This window comes from Streptomyces sp. NPDC059740, from assembly GCF_042733155.1.
Lineage (GTDB): Bacteria > Actinomycetota > Actinomycetes > Streptomycetales > Streptomycetaceae > Streptomyces.
This window is the reverse complement of the sequence record NZ_JBHWGP010000002.1, coordinates 159,884-179,461: the sequence shown is the minus strand read 5'-3', so window position 1 is coordinate 179,461 and position 19,578 is coordinate 159,884. Positions and strand designations below refer to the sequence as shown.

Below are 19,578 nucleotides of genomic sequence, written 5' to 3'. Positions count from 1 at the left end.
TTGCGACACCTCTTCTCCTGCCCCCTGCGCTGGTCGGACATGGACGCGTTCGGCCACGTCAACAACACGGTGTTCGTCCGCTACCTGGAGGAGGCGCGGATCGACTTCATGTGGCGGCCCGCGCCGGGGGAGACCGAGGCCTCCCTCGCGGGCGGTTCCGTCGTGGCCCGGCACGAGATCGACTACCTCCGGCCGCTGGTCCACCGCCACGAGCCGGTCACCGTCGAACTCTGGGTCACGAAGGTCGCCGCGGCGGCGACGACCATCGCCTACGAGGTGAAGGACGAGGACGTCGTCTACGCCCGCGCCAGCACCGTGGTCGTCCCCTACGACCTCGATGCGGGCAGGCCACGGCGCCTCACGCCGTCGGAACGCGCCTTCCTCCAGCAGTACCTGGAGGAGGACGGGCCCGGCGGTGACGGCGCCACGGGGCGGCAGAAGGGGAGGGCCGTCACCGTATGACGGTCCTGCGACTCGCCGACGCCGGGGAGGCGGCCGACCTGGCCGCCTTCCTGGGCCGGCTGATCCACTACGACCGGGCCGCGGCCGTCCGCCTCCAGGCGCAGGGAAGTGCCCTCGCCGTGTTCGGCAGGCCGCCCTCCTTCGAGGTCCTCGCCGTCCGCACGGCGCGGCTCGCCGGACCCGCACCCCACCGCACCGAGGACGAAGGCGCCCCGGACGGCACCCTGCTGCCGTCGGCGCGCAGGGCCGGCGCCACCACCGGGACCACGGCCCTCGCCGGTCCGGGTCTCGACGTGACCGTCTCCGCCGGCGCCCTGCTGGAGGGTGTGACCGAGGACGAGACGGACGCCGTGGTGACGGTGCCCGAGAGCGTCACCGGTCCGCCGTGGGCCGGGATGCTGCCGCCCCGGCAGGGATGGCGGAGGCTGCCCGGCCTCCCGGGCCAGGCGGAGCTGCGAGCCGCGCTGGCAGCCGCCGTGCGGGAGTTCCGTGCGCGCGACGAGGCGCTGCCGCCGGAGCGGCGCACCCGGGCCGAGCGGGACCGCATCGGCCGTGACATCTGGTCGCGGACGCTCGGCGCCACCCCGCTGCCGTTGCGCGCCGCCCACGCGGCCCAGTCCCTGGGCTTCCTGCGGCCCGCCCGGGCCACCGTCCTCTCGGCGGCCCCCGGCGGCCGCCCGGAAGCGGCGACCGGAGGCACACCCCGGAACCGGGCCCAGGACGGGATGACGACCGGCACCCCCGGGGCCGACGACGGGCTCGTGCTCTTCGCCGCGCCGGGCTGGCTCCGGCTGCGGACGCCCTTCGGCGCGGTGGCGCTGCGCACCGCCGGCGCCGCCCAGCTCGGCCTCTCACCGGTGTGAGCGTCCTGGTGGCGCTGGTGAAGCCCTGACGGTCCCGCCCGGCTGCCCCGCCCCCGCCCGGCCTCGCCCGGCTCGGGGGCGCGGGGCGGAGGCGCTCAGTCGGGAGTGTTGATCATGGAGGCGGCGGCGAACGTCAGGTAGCGCCACAGCTGCGCCTCGTGCTCCGGGGCGAGGCCGAGGGAGTCGACCGCGTCCCGCATGTGGCGGAGCCAGGCGTCGTGTGCGGCCCGGTCCACCGTGAAGGGCGCGTGGCGCATGCGCAGGCGGGGATGGCCCCGCCCCTCGCTGTAGGTACGCGGCCCTCCCCAGTACTGCATGAGGAACAGCGCGAGCCGGTCCTCGGCCGGTCCGAGGTCCTCCTCCGGGTACATGGGCCGCAGCAGTGGGTCTTCGGCGACACCCTGGTAGAAGCGGTGGACCAGGCGGCGGAAGGTCTCCTCCCCGCCGACCTGCTCGTAGAAGGTCGTCTCCTGAACCGTGCCGTGCGGAATCTCGTTCACCTCTCCATGGTCGCAGACAGCCCGGGAGCGGCGGGAGGACCCGGGAGGCCGCAGAAGGGGGGCAGGGACCGCGAGGGAGGAGGCGTGACGGGCCGGGGCGCAGGTCACCGCGTCCGGTGCCCGCCCGGTGCCGCACCATGGCCTGCGCCGCAGGGGCGGCCCATGCCCCGGCGGGCTCTCCCGCCCCGCCCCCGCCCCGAAGGTGTCGTCACCCGCGGGGCCGGGGCGGCAGCGGGGTGGCTCAGCCCCGGCGCACGGTGATGGTCGTCCACGCACCGACGTGGACCCGGTCGCCCTCCTGCAGCGGCACGGGCACGTAGGGCTGGATCGGGTCCTCCGCCAGGTTGATGGTGGTGCCGTTCGTGGAGTTCTGGTCCACCACTGCCCAGTTGCCGTCGGGCTGCTGCACCAGCAGGGCGTGCTGGTGGGAGACGCCCGGGTCCTCGGACGGCTGGGACAGGTCGATGTCGGGGGACTCGCCGGTGCTGTTGCGGCGCCGGCCGATGGTGACCTGTTCGCCGCCGAGCGAGACCTGGCGTTCGGCCGGGTAGGCGGGCGGGGTGAGCCCGGACGCCTCGGGACCGCTCCGGCCCATCATCGCCCGGAAGTACTCGTGGTCGGCCGCCACCACCGCGACCCAGCCGGCAGGCGGGGGCCCGGAGGGGCCGCCCTGCTGCCACTGCCCCTGGTCGGGGCCGGGGCCCTGACCAGGGCCGGGCCCCTGCTGCTGGTACTGCTGCGGCTGCTGGGGCGGCCCACCGGGCCCGCCCTGCTGCGGGGCGAACGGCTGCTGCACGCCGGGCGGGGCCGGCGGCGCGCCCATTGCGCCCTGCGGAGCCTGCTGCTGCCAGCTCTCGGGCCCCGGCTGACCGTTCGGTCCGCCCTGCCCCGGGCCCGGCTGACCGCCGAAGCTCCCCGGGCCGCCCTGAGGGCCCGGACCGCCCGGGCCGCCTTGTCCGTTCGGGTTGCCGGGGCCACCGGGGCCACCGGGGCCGCCCATCGTCCCGCCGGGCGGGCCGGGGAAGTCGTAGGACTGCGGCGGCATGCCCGGCTGCTGCCCGGGGTGGGAGCCGGGACCGCCGGCCGGTGCGGGGCCGCCCTGCTGCGGCGGCGGGAAGCCGTAACCGCCGCCCTGCGCCCCCGGGCCCTGCTGCGGCTGCCCTCCCTGCTGCGGGGCGAAGGGCGGAGCCGACTGCGGAACCCCCTGCGCCGGTCCCTGCTGCGGCGGCGGGAAGCCGTAGCCACCACCCTGCGGGGCCTGCGGCGGTGCGGGGGCGGGCTGCTGCGGCGGCGGGAAGCCGTAGCCACCACCCTGGGGAGCCTGCGGCGGCCCGGGCTGGGGCGGTCCCTGCTGCGGCGGCGGGAACCCGTAACCACCGCCCTGCTGCTGCGGAGGCTGGGGCGGGCCCTGCTGCTGCGGGGGCTGGGGCGGGCCCTGCTGCGGTGGCGGGAAGGCGTAGCCGCCGCCCTGCGTGCTCGGGCCGCCCGGGGCCTGCTGGGGCGCGGCACCGCTGGACGGCGTGGTGAGGAACCCCTCCGGGAGGGCGGGCGGCGGGGGCATGCCGCCCGCCATGCGCTGGCCGCACACCTCGCACCAGTCGTCGGCCGCCGACTGGTGGCCGTTCGGGCAGGTCGGCATGTCGGTTTTCCCCCTCCCGTACCGTCACGGGCCTCTTCTGCCGCCGGTACATCTCGCTACCACTGTCGTGCTGCTGTGCACTTCTCGCCCGTGCCAGCACGGAGTCGAACGGAAGGGGGGAGTGGGTTTCCGTCGGTCACCCGCACGCCCCAGGAGCGTTCGCTTCCAGTCGCACAGTACCCGCCGACGCTTCGACCGCGCCTACCACCTTCGCAAGCGGGTTCGTCATGACGCCGGGGTCGCGGAGGAGGGGGACCGGACCCGCCGGCCGGCGCGACGGCGCCGCCAGGGGCCGCCGCGAAAGCGAAGAACGGCAGGTCGGAGGGGTGGACCGGTCACCCGCGCAGGGTGCGGCGTCAGCCGTTCGGTGTCCCCTGGCCGTCCCCGGCCGCCCCCTCCTCGTCCGCCGCCCCGTCCTCGGCCGCCGCACCCTCCCCGGCCACGCTCCCCTCCGCCGGGGCGGGGACCGGGTACGGGAGGACGGCGACGGTGACGTTGTCGTGACCGCCGCACTCCAGGGCGTGCCCCACCAGGTGACGGGCCGTCGCCAGCAGCGCCCCGCCGGCCCCCTCCGGCACCAGGGCGGCCATCTGCTGCGCCGACTCGGCGTAGTTCCACAGTCCGTCGCTGCACACCACGACGACCCCGGGCCCCTCCGGTGTGAAGACGGCGGTGTGCGCCTCCAGTTCCTCCGCGTCCGCGCCCAGCCAGCCGGTGATGGCGTGAGCCCGCGGATCGGCCTGGGCCTCGGCGTCGGTGAGGAAGCCGTGCGCCACCATCTGCGCCGCCCAGGAGTCGTCCTCGGTCAGACGGGCGGTGCCCTCGCGGGCGTCGGGCACCCAGTACACCCGGCTGTCGCCCACCCAGCCGACCGCCAGCCGTTCACCGCTCACGACCGCACTGACGAAGGTGCAGGCCGGGGCGTGCTCCTCGCGCGGGCCGGCGTCGGTGCCGCCGGTCCGCACCAGGGCGTTCACCGCCTCCGCCGCCGCGTGGACGGAGGCTGCCAGGGCCTCGGCGGGATCCGTGCCGCCGGCCAGCGCCTCGACCAGGAGGTCACCGGCGGTCGCCGCAGCCGTCGCCGAGGCCTGGTCGGGACGGGAGGCGGAGGACACCCCGTCGCAGACCACCGCGACGACCGCCGGCGTGCCGTCGGGGCGCAGGGTGCTCGTCACCGCGAAGGAGTCCTCGTTGCGGTGGTGACGGTGGCCCACGTCGCTGACGGCGGCCACCGTGTCCAACTCCTCCTCCATGTGGTCGCGCTCACCGGGGCGGGCCTGACCGCAGGCGGTGCAGAAACCGTTCGCCGCCACGGCTTCCCGCCCGCAGAAGGCGCAGACGCGGTCGGGGTCGCGGGCACCGGGCTGCTCGTCGTACGCCAGGAGGCGGGGGTCCGCCGGCGCTGCCTCCCGGTCGTCCCCGGCTCCGGCGCCGCCTTCAGCTCCCCTACCGGCCGCCGCGCCCTGCTCCGCACCGGCGGTCGCCGCCGGCGGACCGGCGGGCCCCTCGGGCTGGTTCCCGGCCGCCCCCGGCGCACCGCCGCTCCCGCCGGACGGCGCCGGGTCTGCCTCGCCCCCGTCGTCGGCCCGGGGCCCGCCGGCCGCGGAAGCGGTGACCGTTCCCACCACTGCGGCGTCGGCCTCGGTACCCGTGGCGGTGCCTGCCTCGGGTGAGCGGCGGGGCTGCGGCGGGGCCGGGGCGGTGCCCGGCGGGTAGGGCGGCAGGGGCGGGGCGCCCGCCGGCAGGGGATGGGTGCGCTGGGCGGGGGTGCGGGGGGCGTCCAGCGGCGCCGCCTCGACGACCGTCGCCCCGCCGTGAGGTCCTGCCGCGACTCCGTCCGCCGTCCCCGGAGCCGCAGTCGGCCGGGGCGGGGCGGCCGGAGCGGCCGTCCCCGGAACGGTCGGATCGAAGGGCGAGACGGGTGGAGCGGGAGGCGCCGGTGGGACGGAAGCGGCGAGGTCCGGGGCGGACGCGGCGTCGTCGGGGGCGGACGCGGCGACGGGCCCGTCGGGCGTGGGTGGTGGCGCCGCGTCGGGCGCGGCGGCCCGGAGGGCCGCGCCGCACATCCCGCAGAACCTGTCAGCCGGCTGCACGGGTTCCGCGCAGCTCGGGCACCGGGACAACTCCGTCTCACCCATGGTCACACCCACGTCCTGGGCGGAGACGGTCGCCCCGTTCCCCCCGGTCAGTCCTCTACGTCTGCGGCACGCCGACCCCGGTCGCCGACGCCGGAACCCCGAACGCCGGACCTGCGCCACGTGCTTGCCGGCACGGCGGCCTCCCGGGTGCCCGGTCAGCCGTCGACGGTCGTCGGCCCACCGGACGCTACCGGTAAGTATCCACTGGACGGCACCGGCCGGCAGGTCTCCCCTCGCAGCGCACCGCAACGGGGCGGCATCCTCTCACGCCTCCCCGGACTCGCAGGCCCGGAGCGCGGCCTGCTGGTAGCGGGTGACGGCGGCCTCCGCGGCCCGCAGGTCGCACGGCCCGCTCCACAGCATCCGCCGTGCCGCGTCGTGCCGTTCGACGAGCACCGGGTCGTCGGCGAGACCGTGCCGGGCCGCCCGGGCACGCCAGGCGTCCAGCCGGCCGCGCAGTTCGGCGCGGACCGCCAGGGGTGCCGTCACCGCCGTCAACGACTCGCGGGCCCGGTGGAGTTCCTCCTCGGCCAGCTCCTCCAGCCGCTCCAGCAGCGGGGAGAGCCGGTGCCAGCGGGCGTGCCTGCGGTGGTCGACGGCCAGCGCGAGCTGTTCGTGCAGCGCGGTCGCGGGGCCGGACACCGCGGGCACCTCGGAGGCTGCGATCTTCGCGAGCACCTCGCCGCGCGCCCGTCGTGCCTCGTCCAGTGTCCGGTCGGCGCGCGAGAGGACGTCGCGCACCCGCATCAACCGCTGCTCCGCGTCCTGCCGTACGTGGAGCACGGCCTCGACCTCGCGGCGGACGTCCTCCAGCGCGCGGGCGGCACGGTCGTAGCGCTCGGTGTCGGGGCGGCCCGCGCCGGGGGCCGAACTCCCGCCCGCGACCGGTACCCAGAAGGCCAGCGGGTCCGCGAGCACCTGGGAGCGCAGCCCGGTGAGCTCGTCGGTGATGGACTCCAGCTCGTCCCCGGCCGGGTGTTCGCCGGGCCGTACGCCCACCGAGTGCGCCAGCGACCTGGTGCGCCGCAGTTCCGCGGCGAGCAGGTCGATGCGGGCCGGCAGCGTCGACCACACCGCGTCGGCGGAGACCACCACGTCCAGGGCGCGGGCGTACAGGCCGTTCAGCCGGTCGACGAGGGCGGGGAGCGGGAGGGCGTCGGCGGCCTGCGCGGTGTGGTCCCCGGGCCGTGCTGCTGCGGGCGCCGCGGGCTCCCGCAGCAACACGGTGAGTTCGGCCAGTTCCTCCGGCGTCGGCCAGCGTCGCCGCTCGCGCAGCTCGCGGACGGTCTTCAGCCGCTGCGTGAACGCGTCGAAGTGGGCCCACAGCACGGTGACGGCGTCCTCGGTGGCCGCCCAGCGCTCCCGGGTGACGCCGGTCAGTTCGGTGCCCTCCAGCAGGCGGCGGCCGGCGTGGTCCTGGAGGGCCAGCAACGAGGTCTCCACCGCTTCGTGTTCGGCGGCCAGCCGGTCCAGGCACTGGTCGACGTCCTCCCGGCCCATCACCGGTCCCTGCGGGCGTCGCGGGGCGGCGTGCGGGCCCCGGGCGGAGCCGGAACGGATTCCTTCAGCCCCCATGGGCCACCTCTCTGCGCCTGCGAATGCCTGCCCGGAGCATTACCCGCTCCGGGATGCGGCGAGTCCTGCCCGCCCCTCCGGTCGTCCCCGGCAGCCCTGCCGTACGCCCCTCCCGTCCCCGTCCCCGTCCGCCGACGCCCCCGCGGCGGGCGTCCCGCAGCGAGTATGCCGCCCGGCACGCCTCGCCACACCGTGATTGCGGGGATCACGCCCGGTCGGGAGGCCGGGGCCGGTGTGAAGGGACCGCATCGCGCGGCCGGGCCGCGTGGCCGGGACCCGGCGGGGGCGACGCTCTACGATGCCAGGCACGGGCGGCCGAGTGGACGCCGTGGGCGGCGGGCCGGTACGGGTGGGCAGGGGCCGTCGTGGGCGCCGGGGGACCGGAGGCCGAACGGGGAGAGGAGCGTGTGGAGATGCCGGCGGTACGACGGGCGTCACTGGTGGAGACCGCCACGGACGAGATCCGCGACCACATCGTCCGGGGGGCCTGGCCGGTCGGCAGCCGCATCCCGCCCGAGAGCGCGCTGACGGAGTCGCTGGGCGTCAGCCGGGCCTCGCTGCGGGAGGCGGTCCGCTCCCTGGTCCATGCCGGTCTGCTGGAGACCCGGCAGGGCGACGGCACCTTCGTGGTCTCCGACGACGACAGTGCGGTGGCGCTCCGCAGACGGCTGGCGCGCGCCGAACTCAGCCACGTCACCCAGGTCCGGCAGGGCCTGGACGTGGTCGCGGCGCGCGGGGCCGCCCGGCACCGCACGAAGGCGCAGCTCGCCGCCATCGCCGCTGCGCTGGAGCGGCGCGGGACGGCGCTGCGGGAGCGGGACGGGGAGGCGTTCACCGCCGCCGACGTGGAGTTCCACGTCCTGGTGGCGGAGGCGAGCGCCAACCCGGTGCTCGCCGACATCTACCGCTCGCTGAGCGCGGCCCTGCGTGAGGAGCTGCGGCGGGCCGCCTGCTTCGACAGCGCCGCGGCGGCGGCCACCGACCCGCACTTCCAACTCTTCCAGGCGATCTCCGCCGGTGACCCGGCCGCCGCGGTGGACGCGGCCGTCATGCTGCTGGCCGGCCACGTCCGCGATCTGGCCCTGCCGCTCGACGGCTGACCGGGGCCGCCCGAGACCCCAGGAGCCGCCGGAGGCGCCCCGGCACCGCCCGGGCCTGGTCGCTGCCGGCTGCGGCGCCGGCGGCCCGGATCAGCGGCGGCCCGGTGCCCCGGGCCGCCCCGGACGGCCGGCTCAGGCCGCCGTCGCCGTCCCGGTCGCCGCGTAGTGCGCGCGCAGCCGCTCGCAGGCGGCGGCTCCGGCAGCCGCACCGGTACCGGCCGCGGCGTGGTCCAGGGCGCGCAGCGCGGCCCCCAGCACCGGTGGCGCGACGACGACGTGCGGTACGGCCCTGGGCGCACGCTCGGCGAGGAGGGCGGTGACCTGGTCGTGCAGCAGCGGGTGCCGGGCGGCCAGGACGCCGCCGCCGAGGACGACGCGCACCGGCTCGTCCAGCAGGTCCAGGCGGCGCAGCGCCACGGTCGCCATGACGACGATCTCCTCGGCCTGCCGGGCCACCAGCGAGCGGGCCACCGGGTCGCCGCCGGCCGCCGCAGCGAACAGCACCGGGGCCAGGCCGTGCCGGGCGGTGGCCGGGATGCGGCCCAGGTGCAGGGCCTCGATGAGCTCGGGCATGGTGGCCAGCCCGAAGTGGGCCGGGACGGTCTCGGCGAGGACGGTGGGCTCGCCCCGGCCGTCCTCCGCCCGGGCGGCGTGCCAGATCGCCTCGCGCGCCAGGTGGCTGCCGCCGCCCCAGTCGCCGGAGATCGCTCCGATGGAGGGGAAGCGTGCCACCCGGCCGTCGGGCGCGGTGCCGGCGCAGTTGGTGCCGGCGCCGCAGACCACGGCCACCCCGGCCGGCGGCACCCCGTCGGGCAGGCCGGCGCGCAGCAGCGCGAAGGTGTCGTTGCCGACCTCCAGGGTGCGGGCCCAGCCGCGGGCGGTCAGGGCCTCGGCCAGCGCCGCCTCCTCCACCGGCAGGTCGACGTTGGCGAGGAAGGCGCTGAGGTGCTCGGCCGGCCCGTCGAGTCCGGCCTGCTCCGCCACCGAGGCGACCAGCGGCGCCAGGACGTCCACCGCCGCCGCCACGCCGACCTGCGGCGGGTGGAAGCCGCCGCCGCGGGCGCTGCCCAGGACGGTGCCGTCGGGGGAGAGGGCGATGACGTCGGTCTTGCTGTTGCCCGCGTCGACGGCGAGGAGGACGCCGCCGGGGGCGGTGGGGGTCAGGCCCACGGCAGGTGCTCCCGGTTGTGCGCGAGGAGGGCGTCGGTGAGCTGGTCGGCCCGGTCGATCTGGCCCACCAGCGGGTGGCTGAGCAGGGCGTCGAACACCCGGCCCCGGCCGCCCTTCAACGCCGCCTCCAGCGCGAGGTGTTCGTAGCCGGTGACGTGCGCGACCAGGCCGGCGAAGAGCGGTTCCAGCGGCCGCACCGGCAGCGGAGTCGCGCCGCTCGCGTCCACCGTGGCCGGCACCTCGATCACCGCGTCGTCCGGGAGGAAGGGCAGGGTGCCGTTGTTGAGGGTGTTGACGACCTGGACGTCGCCGGTGTCGCGCAGCAGCGAGGAGGTGAGGGCGACGGCGGCCTCGGAGTAGAAGGCGCCGCCGCGCTTGCCGAGCAGCTCGGGCTTCTCCGCGAGCGTGGGGTCGGCGTACATGTCCAGAAGCTGCTTCTCGATGGCGGCGACCTCGGTGGCGCGTGAGGGCCGCTCCCGCATTTCGGCGACCACCGCGTCGTGGCTGTAGAAGTAGCGCAGGTAGTAGGAGGGGACCACGCCCAGGCGGTCCAGCAGGGCGCGCGGCATGTGCAGGTCGGCTGCGACCGCCTCCCCGTGCTCGGCGAGCAGCCGGGGCAGCACGTCCTCGCCCTCGGGGCCGCCGACGCGCACCGCCCGCTCCCAGGTGAGGTGGTTCAGCCCGACGTGTTCCAGCGCGAGCTGGTCGGGGGCCAGGTCCAGCAGCTTGGCGAACTTGCGCTGGAAGCCGATGGCCACGTTGCACAGGCCGACCGCCTTGTGGCCCTCGGCGAGCAGGGCGCGGGTGACGATGCCGACGGGGTTGGTGAAGTCGACGATCCAGGCGTCCGGGTTGCGGCGGCGGACCCGTTCGGCGATGTCCAGCACCACCGGCACGGTCCGCAGCGCCTTGGCCAGGCCGCCGGCTCCGGTGGTCTCCTGGCCGACGCAGCCGCACTCCAGCGGCCACGCCTCGTCCCTGGCGCGGGCCGCCTGGCCGCCGACGCGGAGCTGGAGCAGGACCGCGTCGGCGCCGTCCACGCCCTCGTCCACGTCGGAGGTCCAGCGCACCGTCCCCGGGTGGCCCTGGGCGGCCAGGATGCGGCGGGCGAGGCCGCCGACCAGCTCCAGCCGGTCGGCCGCCGGGTCGATCAGGACCAGCTCCTCCACCGGCAGGGTCTCGCGCAACCGCGCGAATCCGTCGACAAGTTCGGGTGTGTAGGTCGATCCACCGCCGACCACTGCGAGCTTCATGTGCGGTTCAGCCCTTTACTCCGGTGAGGGTGACGCCTTCGACGAAGGCCTTCTGTGCGAAGAAGAAGACGAGGATGACCGGCGCCATCACCAGCAGCGTGGCGGCCATCGTCATGTTCCAGTTGACGTTGTGGGCGCTCTTGAACGACTCCAGCCCGTAACTGAGCGTCCAGGCGGCGGGGTTCTGAGCGGTGTAGATCTGCGGGCCGAAGTAGTCGTTCCAGCAGTAGAAGAACTGGAACAGGGCGACCGCCGCGATGCCCGGTTTCGACATCGGCACGACGATCCGCAGCAGGGTGCGCAGCTCGCCGCAGCCGTCCACCCGCGCCGACTCCAGGTACTCCTTCGGGATCGTCAGGAGGAACTGCCGCAGCAGGAAGATGGAGTACGCGTCGCCGAAGGCCATCGGTATCACCAGCGGCCACAGCGACCCGGCGAGGTGGAACTGCTGGGCCCACACCAGGTACATGGGGACGACGACGACCTGCGGCGGCAGCATCATCGTGGAGATCACCAGGATCATCGCGGTGCGCCGGCCGCGGAAGCGGAACTTGGCCAGTGCGTAGGCCACCGGAACCGAGGAGCAGACCGTCAGGAGCGTCCCGGCCACCGCGTAGGTGATCGAGTTGCGCCACCAGTCCAGGAAGCCGGGGGTGTGCAGCACGTCGAGGTAGTTGGACCAGTGCCAGGCATGCGGCCACAGGTCGCCGCTGAGCGCCTGGTCGTCGCTCATCACCGAGGTGAGCAGGACGAAGACGAACGGCAGGACGAAGAAGAGGGCCGCGGCGATCGCCAGCGAGTGGACGGCGACCCAGTGCAGCACCTGGCGGCGGCGGGCCCGGGACGCGGCCCGGCGTCCACCGGGGCCGGGCAGCGGGCGGGCGGCGTCACGGGCGGGAAGGGTGGTGGTGGCCATGGTCTTCTCAGTCCTCCGCGCTCAGCAGGCCGGCGCGCTTGCGCATCAGCAGGGTGGTGACCGCCATGGCGATGGCGAACAGGACCAGGGACAGGGCACACGCCGCCCCGGTGTTGAAGTTCTCGAAACCGAGCTGGTAGACGAGCTGCGGCACGGTCAGCGTCGAGTGGTCGGGGTAGCCGGGCTGGATCACCGAGCCGGGCCCGATGGAGACGCCGGAGGCCAGCTTCCCGGCCACCAGCGCCTGCGTGTAGTACTGCATGGTCTGCACGACGCCGGTGACCACCGCGAACAGCACGATCGGCGTGATCGAGGGCCAGGTGACGTAGCGGAACCGCGCCCACGGCCCGGCGCCGTCCAGCTGCGCCGCCTCGTACTGCTCCTTGGGGACGTCCAGCAGCGCCGCCATGAAGATCACCATCAGGTCGCCGATGCCCCACAGGGACAGCAGCACCAGGGACGGCTTGGCCCAGGCGGCGTCGTTGAACCAGCCGGGGGTGGGCAGCCCCACCGCGTCCAGCACGGCGTTGACGGGGCCGGAGGCGGGGTTGAGCAGGAAGACGAAGGCGACCGTGGCGGCCACCGGCGGTGCCAGGTAGGGCAGGTAGAAGGCGGTGCGGAACAGCCCGGCGCCCGACTTGACCTTGGTGACCAGCATGCCGACGCCCAGGCCGAAGACGACCCGCAGCGCCACCATCACCACCACCAGCCACAGCGTGTTCCACAGCGCCGGGCCGAACAGCGGCATCTGCGTCAGCACGTACTTCCAGTTCCGCAGCCCCACGAAGTCGGGTGCCTTGATCTGGTTGTAGTGCATGAAGGAGAAGTAGACGGTGGCGAGCAGCGGGTAGGCGAAGAACACCGAGAAGCCGACCAGCCACGGCGAGAGGAAGCCGAGCGTCGTCAGCCGCTCCCGCAGCCGCTTGCGGCGCAGCAGGGCGTCGGGGGCCGCCGGTGGCGGGGCGGGCGCCGCGGTGGGCGCGGCCGGGGACGGGGCGCCCGGCAGGGGGGAGGAGAGGGCCATGGGTCAGCTCCGTCAGTTCTCGGACTGGAGGTTGTCGGCGTCGATCTGGGCGTCGAGCCGTCGCAGCCCCGCGTCGAGGTCGGGCACCTTGCCCGCCTCCACGTCGTAGGAGAAGTCCTGGAGGTCGACGATGTACTGGCCGCCGTTGGTCGAGGGCGGCACGGCCGTGCTGTGCGGGTTCTTCGCGATGTCCAGGAAGGCGCGGAAGGCCGGGTCGGCGTCGAGCCGGGGCGAGGCCAGGGCGGCCTTGGTGGAGGGCACGTTGTGGATGGCGTTGGCGAAGTCCACGACCTGGTCGGTGTCGGTGGTCAGGAACTTCACGAACTGCCAGGCGGCGTTCTGGTGGGTGCTGCTGTGGGCTATCCCGACGACGGTCCCGGTGAGGTAGCCGCGGCCGTAGGTGCCGGCCTGGTCGTCGGGGACCGGCAGCGGGGCGGTGCCCCAGTGGAACTTCGCGCCGGCGTCCTTGAGCATCAGGCCGCGCCACTCACCGTCGAGGTGCATGGCGACCTTCTGGGTGAGGAAGGCGTTCTGCGAGGACATCTCGTCGCCGAAGGAGGAGCGCAGCCGCTCCAGCGCGTCGTAGCCGCCCTGCGCGTCCATCAGCTTGCGCTGGGTGGTGTAGAAGTCCTTCGCCTTGCCGCCGCGGGCGAGCGCCGCCTTGCCGCGGGAGTCGAAGTAGGTGGGGTTCCACTGGCCGAAGAGGCGGTCCGGGCTGTTCTGATAGAGGCGGAAGTCGGGCATGAAGCCGACGCGTTCCAGCTTCCCGTCCCGGCTGCGCCTGGTCAGCTTCGCCGCGTCGCGGGCCATCTCCGACATGGTGTGCGGGGGCCGGGTGATGCCGGCCGCCTCGAAGAGGTCCTTGTTGTAGTACATGCCGAAGGCGTCGGCCAGCAGCGGCAGCGCGCACTGGTCGCCCTTGTACTGCGTGTAGTCCAGCAGCGTCTGCGGGAAGACCTTTTTCTTGTCCATGCCGGAGCCGGTGAGGAAGGGGTCCAGGTCCGCCCACATCCCCGAGGAGCAGTACTGCCCGACGTTGTTGGTGGTGAAGGAGGAGACCACGTCCGGGGCTTCGCTGCCGCCGGCGCGCAGCGCCTGGTTCATGGTGGCGTCCGAGACGTTGCCGATCGACTTGATGTGGATGTTGGGGTGCTGCTCCTCGAACCGGGCGATGCTGTCGTCGATCGCCTTGACCTCGTTCTTCTCCGACCAGCCGTGCCAGAAGGTCAGGGTGACCGGCTTCGTCGGGTCGTCGTGGGCGCTGCCGACGCTCGGGTTGGCGCACCCGGCCAGCAGCAGCCCGGCCAGGGCGAGCGGGACGAGGCGGGCCGGGCGTGGCCAGCGGCCGGGGACGTGGGGGGTGCGGCGGCGCGCGGCGGGCGGTTGTGCTCGCCGGAGGAGACGCGTCATTGCGGACTTCCTTTGCCGGAGGCGGAGGCGGAGGCGGAGAAGGAGGGGACGGCGGGGACGGACAGCAAGGGGCGGAACACGGGGCGGCCGGGGGCCGGAGCGGGGCGGGGCGTCGGCGCGGTGGGGCGGACGTGCGGGTGCGGCGGTCGTGAGGTGTGACGTTCGCGTGCGCTGTGGCGGCGCGCCTCAGGCCGGCGCGGGGGTACTGCGCGAGGTGTCGAAGACGGAGTCCCGGGCCGCGTCCAGGGCGGTGTGCAGCGCGCCGGCGAGGATGGGATCGCCCTGGACCTCGCTGATGCGCAACTCGGGCCGGGGCAGCGCCAGACCGGTCATCTCCCGCTCCACCGCGGCGCGCAGCCCTTCCCCGCCGGCGTGGGCGACCGAGCCGGAGAGCACCACCAGGCGCGGGTCGACGACGGCGACGACGGCGGCCAGCCCGACGGCGAGCCGATGGGCGACCTCCTCACGCACCGGCGAGTGGCCGAGGGCGTCATCGAGCGTGGTGACGTCCCCGAACCCCTGGGAGCGGGCGAGCTCCACCACGCGGGGGGCGCCGACCAGTTGCTGGAAACCACTGCTCCGGGCGTCCTCGCCGCGGACCAGCGGTGCCCCGGGCACCGGCAGGTAGCCAACCTCGCCGGCACCACCCGTCGCGCCGCGCAGCAGCCGTCCGCCCAGCACGATCGCCGCGCCCACCCCCGCGTCCGCCCACAGCAGGACGAAGTCCTCGTGGCCGCGGGCGGCACCGTGGTGGCGTTCGGCGAGCGCGGCGAGGTTGACGTCGTTCTCGATGACCACGGGCACGCCGACGACGGCAGCGATCTCCGCGGCCGGCTCGCGCGAGTGCCAGCCCGGCAGGTGGGGGGCGTAGCGCAGCACGCCGGTGCCGGGGTCCACGGCGCCGGGCGTGCCGATGACCGCGCGGTGCAGCCGGTCCCGGGTCAGCGAGGCCGCGTCCAGCGCGGCGTCCACGGCGTGCGCCACCAGGTGACCGGTGCGGTCGGGGAGTTCGGCGGCCACGGCGTCGTGCCGTACCCGGCTGCGGCCCGTCACGCGGCCGGTGATGTCGGCGACGCAGGCGGTGATGCCCTCCGGGTCGACGGCGAGGGCGGCGACGTGCCCCGCCTCGGGGTCCACCTCGTAGAGCTGCGCGCTGGGGCCGGGCCGACCGCCGGTCGCGCTGCCCGTGGCCCGGACCAGTCGCGACTGCTGGAGGCGGCCCAGCACCTGCGAGACGGTCGGCTTGGACAGCCCGGTCAGCTCACCGATACGGGCCCGGGTGAGCGGGCCGTGCGCTGCCAGGAGGTCCAGCGCCGCCCGGTCGTTCATGGCGCGCAGAACGCTGGGGGTGCCGGGTGAGGGACGCCGGCCCGTGGACCGGGTGGCGGCGCCCGAGGACGCCGCGGTGCTCTCACCGAACCTGCCGGCCGTGCCGTCCGCCACCGTCCTCACCTCCGCAATCCGAGACCCTGGGCCCGCGGCCGGAACACCGGGCGGGAACTGTTAGGAAACCTTCCAATCAGTGATGAGGAAGGTAAGGCCGCGGTCCAGGTCGCGTCAATGGGTCGGCGGAAACGTCCTGTTCGGGCGTCCGGAGCGGGAGCCTCGTGCGGCGTGGGCGGTGGCCGGCGGGGGCCGGCGGGTCCGGCCCCCGGCTCAGCCTGTCCGGCGGCGTGCGATGAGCGCCGCCAGGCCGTCCAGGATCCGTTCCAGGCCGAACTCCAGTGCCTGGTCGCGGTCCTGCGGTCCGGCGGGGGAGGCGAGGGCCGCGGCCAGGGCCGGGTAGCGGTCCGGGTGGTCGTGGAGGACCTCGGTCAGACAGCCGAGGATCTGCCCCTCCGGGCTGCCGGACGGCCCGGAGGCGCGGGCGTGCCGGGCGATGTCCCGGATGTGTCCGGAGAGCAGCGTCACGGCGTCCATCTGCTCGGCCCCGCTGAGGCCGCTGCCGTCCAGGGCGCGCAGGGCGCCCTCGATCCAGGTGAGTTCGTTGGGGCCCATGACCCGCGGGCCCACCACGGCGTCCACCAGCCAGGGATGGCGTTGCAGGGTGGCGTGAAGGCTGTGCGCCCAGTCGGTCAACGCGGCGCGCCACCCTGCGGGTTCGCCCGTCGCCGGCATGGGCACCGGCACCGCGGTCGTCGCCGCGTACGTCCTCGCCGGTGAACTGGCCCGCTCCCGCGGTGACCACACCACCGCCTTCCGCCGCTACGAGCACCTGCTGCGTGACTACGCCACCCGCTGCCAGTCCGGCGGCGACCGCACCGGCCGCTTCCTCGCCCCCACGACCCGCCTCGGCATGGCCACCCGCAACGCCCTGCTGCGGCGCCAGGTCTTCCTGCGGGCGATGCTGAGGGTGGGGGAGAAGGTGAGCAGCGCGGTGGCGCTGCCGGACTACGAGGGCCTGGTGGGGAGTTGACAGACGTCGCCCGGGGCGGCCGGCCGGTGGTGGGCCCGAGGGGCCCCGGGGGCTCCTCAGCCGGCCGGTTCCGGCTCCCGGAGCCCGGTGCCCGGTGCGGTGGCGGACGGCCGGGCCCGCCGGGTCAGCCGAGCTCGTAGGTGAAGGCGTACTCCACCGACGGCGCGCCCGGCCGGGCCACGTACGTGCCGGTGCCGCGCAACCCCCTCAACGCGCCGGTGCCGGAACCGGGAACGACCTCGAAGGTGCAGCGGACGATTCCGTCCTCCCCGAACCCGCCGCGCTCCTCCGCCACGAAGGTGCCCTCGCGGCCGTCGAGCCGGCCGGTGAGGACCTGCATACCGGTGAAGGTGCCGGCACGGGCGGTGACGTAGGTGATGGTGTACTCGCAGGTGGTCGCGGGCGCCTCGATGCCGCCGGTGAAGGAGTTGGTGACCCCGGCGTGGGCGAGCCTGGGCCCCTCCCCGCCGGGGCCGGCAGGGGGCGCGCCCCAGGTGGTGAGGGTCTTCTCCTGCCAGTCACGGAAGGTGAAGGTGCCGGTGGTGCGTGCGGACATGGGGGCTCCGTCTCTCTGGGCGGTTCGCCGGTGCGGTGGTGGCCGCGCGGTCGGGGAACAGCCTGAGGGCCGTACCTGACACCCCCTGTCAGGTACGGGGATACTGACCTCCGTGCGCGCCGACCGGCTCCTCACCCTGCTCCTGCTGCTCCAGAACCGTGGCCGGATGACCGCCCCGCAGCTCGCCGCCGAGCTGGAGGTGTCGGTGCGGACGGTCTACCGCGACGTCGAGGCGCTCGGCGCGGCGGGCGTACCGGTCCACGCCGAGCGGGGCCCCGAGGGCGGCTACCGGCTGGTGGACGGCTACCGGACCCGGCTTACCGGGCTCACCGCCGAGGAGGCCGCCGCCCTCTTCCTCGCCGGCGGCCCCGGGCCCGCCCGCGACCTGGGACTCGGACCTGAGCTGGCCGCCGCCCGGCTGAAGCTGACCGCGGCCCTCCCGCCCGGCACCGGGGACCGGGCGCAGCGCGTGCAGGAGCGGTTCCACCTCGACCCCGCGGCCTGGTTCCGGGACGCGGACGCCGTGCCGCACCTGGCGACCGTGGCGACGGCGGTGTGGGAGCAGCAGGTGCTGGACGTCCACTACCGCCGCTGGGCGGGCGAGGTGCACAGGCGGCTGCTGCCGCTCGGCCTCGTCCTCAAGGGCGGCATCTGGTACCTGGCCGCGACCGGCGCGCAGCAGGCGGCAGCGGAGGGTGCGGCGGCGGAAGGTGCGGCGCCGGGTGCGGAGGAGGCCGTGCGGACCTACCGGGTGTCGCGGCTGCTCGCCGCCGAGCCCGCCGGGGACCGCTTCGAGCGGCCGGCCGGCTTCGACCTCGCCGCGTACTGGGAGCGTTCCGCGCACCGGCTGGAGGCCGCCCGCCACCGCGGCACCGCCCTGGTACGCCTCTCCCCGCGGGGCGTGGCGCTGCTGCCGATGTGGTTCGGCGCGGCGGGCAGGCGGGCCCTGGCGGACGCGGGCGAGCCCGACGCCGAGGGGTGGGTGCGGGTGGAGCTGGCGGTGGAGGGCCTCGCGGTGGCCGTGGGCGACCTGCTGCGCCTGGGCACCGAGGCGGAGGTGGTCGGACCGCCGGAGCTGCGGGCGGCGGTCGCCGGGACGGTGGCGGTGCTGGCGGGACGCTACCGGGCCGCCCCGCCACCGGGCCCGCCGCGGGCCGCACCGGACTGAGGCCCGGCCGACGGCGGGGCGGGCCGGGGCGGCGGGTCGTCGCCTACTTGCCGAGCTTCGGGGACGCGATCGGGGAGGCGGCCAGGGACTGCGGCGAGGTCGGGCTGGCCAGGGCGGACGGCGCGGCGACCCCCGCGGCCGGGTCGGCCGCCTCGGCGTCGGCCGCGCTGGCGGTGGTGGCCGAGGCCAGGGTGATCCCCGCCGCGTCCAGGGCCTTCTTGGCGCGCCAGCGCAGTTCGCGCTCGACGGCCGGGGCCCGGCCGGGCATGGTCTTGCCGGTGAGGCTGATCGTCACCGTGTCCAGGTTGGCGTCGCTCAGGCCCAGCACCTCCACCGGCTCCCAGAGCTGCTCGTTCCACGGCTCCGACTTCGACATCTCCTCGCCGACGGAGACCAGGACGCCGCGCGCGCCCTCCAGGTCCTGGTCGGCCCGGACGTGGACGTCCACCTCCGCCGTCGACCAGCCCTGGCTGAGGTTGCCGATGCGCTTGACCTCGCCGTTGCGGACGTACCAGATGGCGCCGTTCGGGCCCCGGAGCTTGGTGACGCGCAGTCCCACCTCGATGACCGTGCCGGTGGCCACCCCGGCGTCGATCTCGTCGCCGACGCCGTACTGGTCCTCAAGGATCATGAACACGCCGGAGAGGAAGTCCGTCACCAGGTTGCGGGCGCCGAAGCCGATGGCCACACCGGCGACACCGGCGCTGGCCAGCAGCGGCGCCAGGTTGATGTTGAGCACCGAGAGCACCGTCAGGGCCGCGGTGCCCAGGATCACGAACGAGGCGACGCTGCGCAGCACCGAGCCGATCGCCTCCGAGCGCTGCCGCCGCCGCTCGGCGTTGACGAGCAGACCGCCCAGGGCCGTGCCGTGCGGGGAGCCCGCGTTGCGGTTCATCCGGCTGATGAGCTTGGTGATCGTGCGCCGCACCAGGTTCCGCAGCACCACGGCGATCACGATGATCAGCACGATGCGCAGACCGGCGCCGAGCCAGGCGGACCAGTTGGCCTGTATCCACCCCGCGGCGTCGTTGGCGCGCGCCGTGGCGTCGTCGAACGGGGCGGGGGACGGTGAAGCGGCGGCCAGGGGGGCTGACCAGTGCACTGCGAACCTCCGTGGGAATACGTCCTGCCCGAAACCCGGCGGCGCGGTCGGCCCGCGCTCCCGGCGCCTGCGGACGGTCCCGGACCCGCCGGCCGCCGTGGGCCGTCAGGAGTCCTTCGATGCGGACCCGGGCAGGTCAACCACACTAACGGGGTAACGCGGGGGGACCGACCCGCTGTTCGAGGGCGACGGCCCCGAAATGGGGGAATGTACTGACTGGTGTGGTCGAAAACACCTCCCGCCTGTTACCTGGTCATGGTGGCGCGGCGGCCGGGCCACAGGGGAG

18 protein-coding genes are annotated in these 19,578 nt (G+C 75.3%); 5 read left to right on the top strand and 13 right to left on the bottom strand.

From position 1 onward, the window contains the following. Together ACFV3R_RS03580 and ACFV3R_RS03575 are read left to right on the top strand one after the other, a co-directional pair. Positions 1-462, top strand: coding sequence for an acyl-CoA thioesterase (locus ACFV3R_RS03580; protein ID WP_385574771.1), 462 nt, complete (start codon positions 1-3; stop codon positions 460-462). Beyond that, positions 459-1,325 (top strand): hypothetical protein, encoded by an 867-nt coding sequence (locus tag ACFV3R_RS03575; protein WP_385574768.1) that lies wholly within the window; start codon positions 459-461, stop codon positions 1,323-1,325. The genes ACFV3R_RS03580 and ACFV3R_RS03575 overlap by 4 nt, the downstream gene beginning before the upstream one ends. A 95-nt stretch (positions 1,326-1,420) precedes the next feature. On the opposite strand, the gene ACFV3R_RS03570 is transcribed toward ACFV3R_RS03575, so the two are convergent. The 4 genes from ACFV3R_RS03570 to ACFV3R_RS03555 all read right to left on the bottom strand — a co-directional run bounded on the left by ACFV3R_RS03570 (position 1,421) and on the right by ACFV3R_RS03555 (position 7,177). Then, positions 1,421-1,825 carry a globin gene (locus ACFV3R_RS03570; RefSeq protein WP_385574765.1) on the bottom strand — a complete coding sequence of 135 codons (405 nt, stop codon included), beginning with the start codon at positions 1,823-1,825 and terminating at the stop codon, positions 1,421-1,423. Positions 1,826-2,066: 241 nt separating this feature from the next. Next, entirely contained in the window at positions 2,067-3,464 is a 1,398-nt protein-coding gene (locus ACFV3R_RS03565; RefSeq protein ID WP_385574762.1) for an FHA domain-containing protein, read from the bottom strand. A 356-nt stretch (positions 3,465-3,820) separates the two neighbouring features. After that, entirely contained in the window at positions 3,821-5,530 is a 1,710-nt protein-coding gene (locus ACFV3R_RS03560) for a PP2C family protein-serine/threonine phosphatase (RefSeq protein ID WP_385574759.1), read from the bottom strand. A gap of 336 nt (positions 5,531-5,866) precedes the next feature. Then, on the bottom strand, positions 5,867-7,177 hold the full coding sequence (locus ACFV3R_RS03555; RefSeq protein WP_385574755.1) for a hypothetical protein: 1,311 nt from the start codon (positions 7,175-7,177) through the stop codon (positions 5,867-5,869). A gap of 413 nt (positions 7,178-7,590) precedes the next feature. Between ACFV3R_RS03555 and ACFV3R_RS03550 the strand changes: the two genes are divergently transcribed. After that, on the top strand, positions 7,591-8,277 hold the full coding sequence (locus ACFV3R_RS03550) for a FadR/GntR family transcriptional regulator (RefSeq protein ID WP_385574752.1): 687 nt from the start codon (positions 7,591-7,593) through the stop codon (positions 8,275-8,277). A 132-nt stretch (positions 8,278-8,409) separates the two neighbouring features. Here the strand turns inward: ACFV3R_RS03550 and ACFV3R_RS03545 are convergent, their stop codons facing one another. From ACFV3R_RS03545 to ACFV3R_RS03515, 7 genes are all read right to left on the bottom strand, one after another. Continuing rightward, the gene (locus ACFV3R_RS03545; protein WP_385574749.1) at positions 8,410-9,447 is read right to left on the bottom strand and encodes an N-acetylglucosamine kinase; all 1,038 of its coding nucleotides are present in this window, start codon (positions 9,445-9,447) and stop codon (positions 8,410-8,412) included. Next, positions 9,438-10,700: a 6-phospho-beta-glucosidase gene (locus ACFV3R_RS03540; protein WP_385574746.1), complete on the bottom strand. Its 1,263-nt coding sequence runs from the start codon at positions 10,698-10,700 to the stop codon at positions 9,438-9,440. Before ACFV3R_RS03540 ends, ACFV3R_RS03545 begins: the two co-directional genes overlap by 10 nt. A gap of 7 nt (positions 10,701-10,707) precedes the next feature. Continuing rightward, positions 10,708-11,616 carry a carbohydrate ABC transporter permease gene (locus ACFV3R_RS03535; RefSeq protein WP_385574743.1) on the bottom strand — a complete coding sequence of 303 codons (909 nt, stop codon included), beginning with the start codon at positions 11,614-11,616 and terminating at the stop codon, positions 10,708-10,710. 7 nt (positions 11,617-11,623) lie between these two features. Continuing rightward, a complete protein-coding gene (locus tag ACFV3R_RS03530) occupies positions 11,624-12,640 on the bottom strand; it encodes a carbohydrate ABC transporter permease (protein ID WP_385574740.1) in 1,017 nt (338 codons plus the stop codon). Positions 12,641-12,652: 12 nt separating this feature from the next. Beyond that, positions 12,653-14,050 (bottom strand): ABC transporter substrate-binding protein, encoded by a 1,398-nt coding sequence (locus ACFV3R_RS03525; protein WP_385574737.1) that lies wholly within the window; start codon positions 14,048-14,050, stop codon positions 12,653-12,655. A 186-nt stretch (positions 14,051-14,236) separates the two neighbouring features. Further along, positions 14,237-15,379: an ROK family transcriptional regulator gene (locus ACFV3R_RS03520; RefSeq protein WP_385575475.1), complete on the bottom strand. Its 1,143-nt coding sequence runs from the start codon at positions 15,377-15,379 to the stop codon at positions 14,237-14,239. Between the two features lie 327 nt (positions 15,380-15,706). Next, complete coding sequence (locus ACFV3R_RS03515) at positions 15,707-16,129, bottom strand: TetR/AcrR family transcriptional regulator C-terminal domain-containing protein (RefSeq protein ID WP_385574734.1); 423 nt, start codon at positions 16,127-16,129, stop codon at positions 15,707-15,709. Positions 16,130-16,166: 37 nt separating this feature from the next. On the opposite strand from ACFV3R_RS03515, the gene ACFV3R_RS03510 reads away from it, so the two are divergent. Continuing rightward, positions 16,167-16,466, top strand: coding sequence for a hypothetical protein (locus tag ACFV3R_RS03510; RefSeq protein WP_385574732.1), 300 nt, complete (start codon positions 16,167-16,169; stop codon positions 16,464-16,466). Between the two features lie 124 nt (positions 16,467-16,590). Here the strand turns inward: ACFV3R_RS03510 and ACFV3R_RS03505 are convergent, their stop codons facing one another. Then, positions 16,591-17,022 (bottom strand): DUF3224 domain-containing protein, encoded by a 432-nt coding sequence (locus ACFV3R_RS03505; RefSeq protein ID WP_385574729.1) that lies wholly within the window; start codon positions 17,020-17,022, stop codon positions 16,591-16,593. A gap of 112 nt (positions 17,023-17,134) precedes the next feature. Between ACFV3R_RS03505 and ACFV3R_RS03500 the strand changes: the two genes are divergently transcribed. Further along, on the top strand, positions 17,135-18,190 hold the full coding sequence (locus ACFV3R_RS03500; protein WP_385574726.1) for a helix-turn-helix transcriptional regulator: 1,056 nt from the start codon (positions 17,135-17,137) through the stop codon (positions 18,188-18,190). A gap of 43 nt (positions 18,191-18,233) precedes the next feature. On the opposite strand, the gene ACFV3R_RS03495 is transcribed toward ACFV3R_RS03500, so the two are convergent. After that, entirely contained in the window at positions 18,234-19,292 is a 1,059-nt protein-coding gene (locus ACFV3R_RS03495) for a mechanosensitive ion channel family protein (protein ID WP_385574723.1), read from the bottom strand. Between the last annotated feature and the right edge of the window lie 286 nt (positions 19,293-19,578).

What these genes read in the sequence shown, in the direction of transcription:
- ACFV3R_RS03565 (WP_385574762.1), bottom strand. Translation starts at nt 3,464, where the DNA reads ATGCCGACCTGCCCGAACGGCCACCAGTCGGCGGCCGACGACTGGTGC.
- ACFV3R_RS03525 (WP_385574737.1), bottom strand. Translation starts at nt 14,050, where the DNA reads ATGACGCGTCTCCTCCGGCGAGCACAACCGCCCGCCGCGCGCCGCCGC.
- ACFV3R_RS03505 (WP_385574729.1), bottom strand. Translation starts at nt 17,022, where the DNA reads ATGTCCGCACGCACCACCGGCACCTTCACCTTCCGTGACTGGCAGGAG.
- ACFV3R_RS03560 (WP_385574759.1), bottom strand. Translation starts at nt 5,530, where the DNA reads ATGTGCGGCGCGGCCCTCCGGGCCGCCGCGCCCGACGCGGCGCCACCA.
- ACFV3R_RS03510 (WP_385574732.1), top strand. Translation starts at nt 16,167, where the DNA reads ATGGGCACCGGCACCGCGGTCGTCGCCGCGTACGTCCTCGCCGGTGAA.
- ACFV3R_RS03540 (WP_385574746.1), bottom strand. Translation starts at nt 10,700, where the DNA reads ATGAAGCTCGCAGTGGTCGGCGGTGGATCGACCTACACACCCGAACTT.
- ACFV3R_RS03520 (WP_385575475.1), bottom strand. Translation starts at nt 15,379, where the DNA reads ATGAACGACCGGGCGGCGCTGGACCTCCTGGCAGCGCACGGCCCGCTC.
- ACFV3R_RS03550 (WP_385574752.1), top strand. Translation starts at nt 7,591, where the DNA reads ATGCCGGCGGTACGACGGGCGTCACTGGTGGAGACCGCCACGGACGAG.
- ACFV3R_RS03575 (WP_385574768.1), top strand. Translation starts at nt 459, where the DNA reads ATGACGGTCCTGCGACTCGCCGACGCCGGGGAGGCGGCCGACCTGGCC.
- ACFV3R_RS03535 (WP_385574743.1), bottom strand. Translation starts at nt 11,616, where the DNA reads ATGGCCACCACCACCCTTCCCGCCCGTGACGCCGCCCGCCCGCTGCCC.
- ACFV3R_RS03555 (WP_385574755.1), bottom strand. Translation starts at nt 7,177, where the DNA reads ATGGGGGCTGAAGGAATCCGTTCCGGCTCCGCCCGGGGCCCGCACGCC.
- ACFV3R_RS03530 (WP_385574740.1), bottom strand. Translation starts at nt 12,640, where the DNA reads ATGGCCCTCTCCTCCCCCCTGCCGGGCGCCCCGTCCCCGGCCGCGCCC.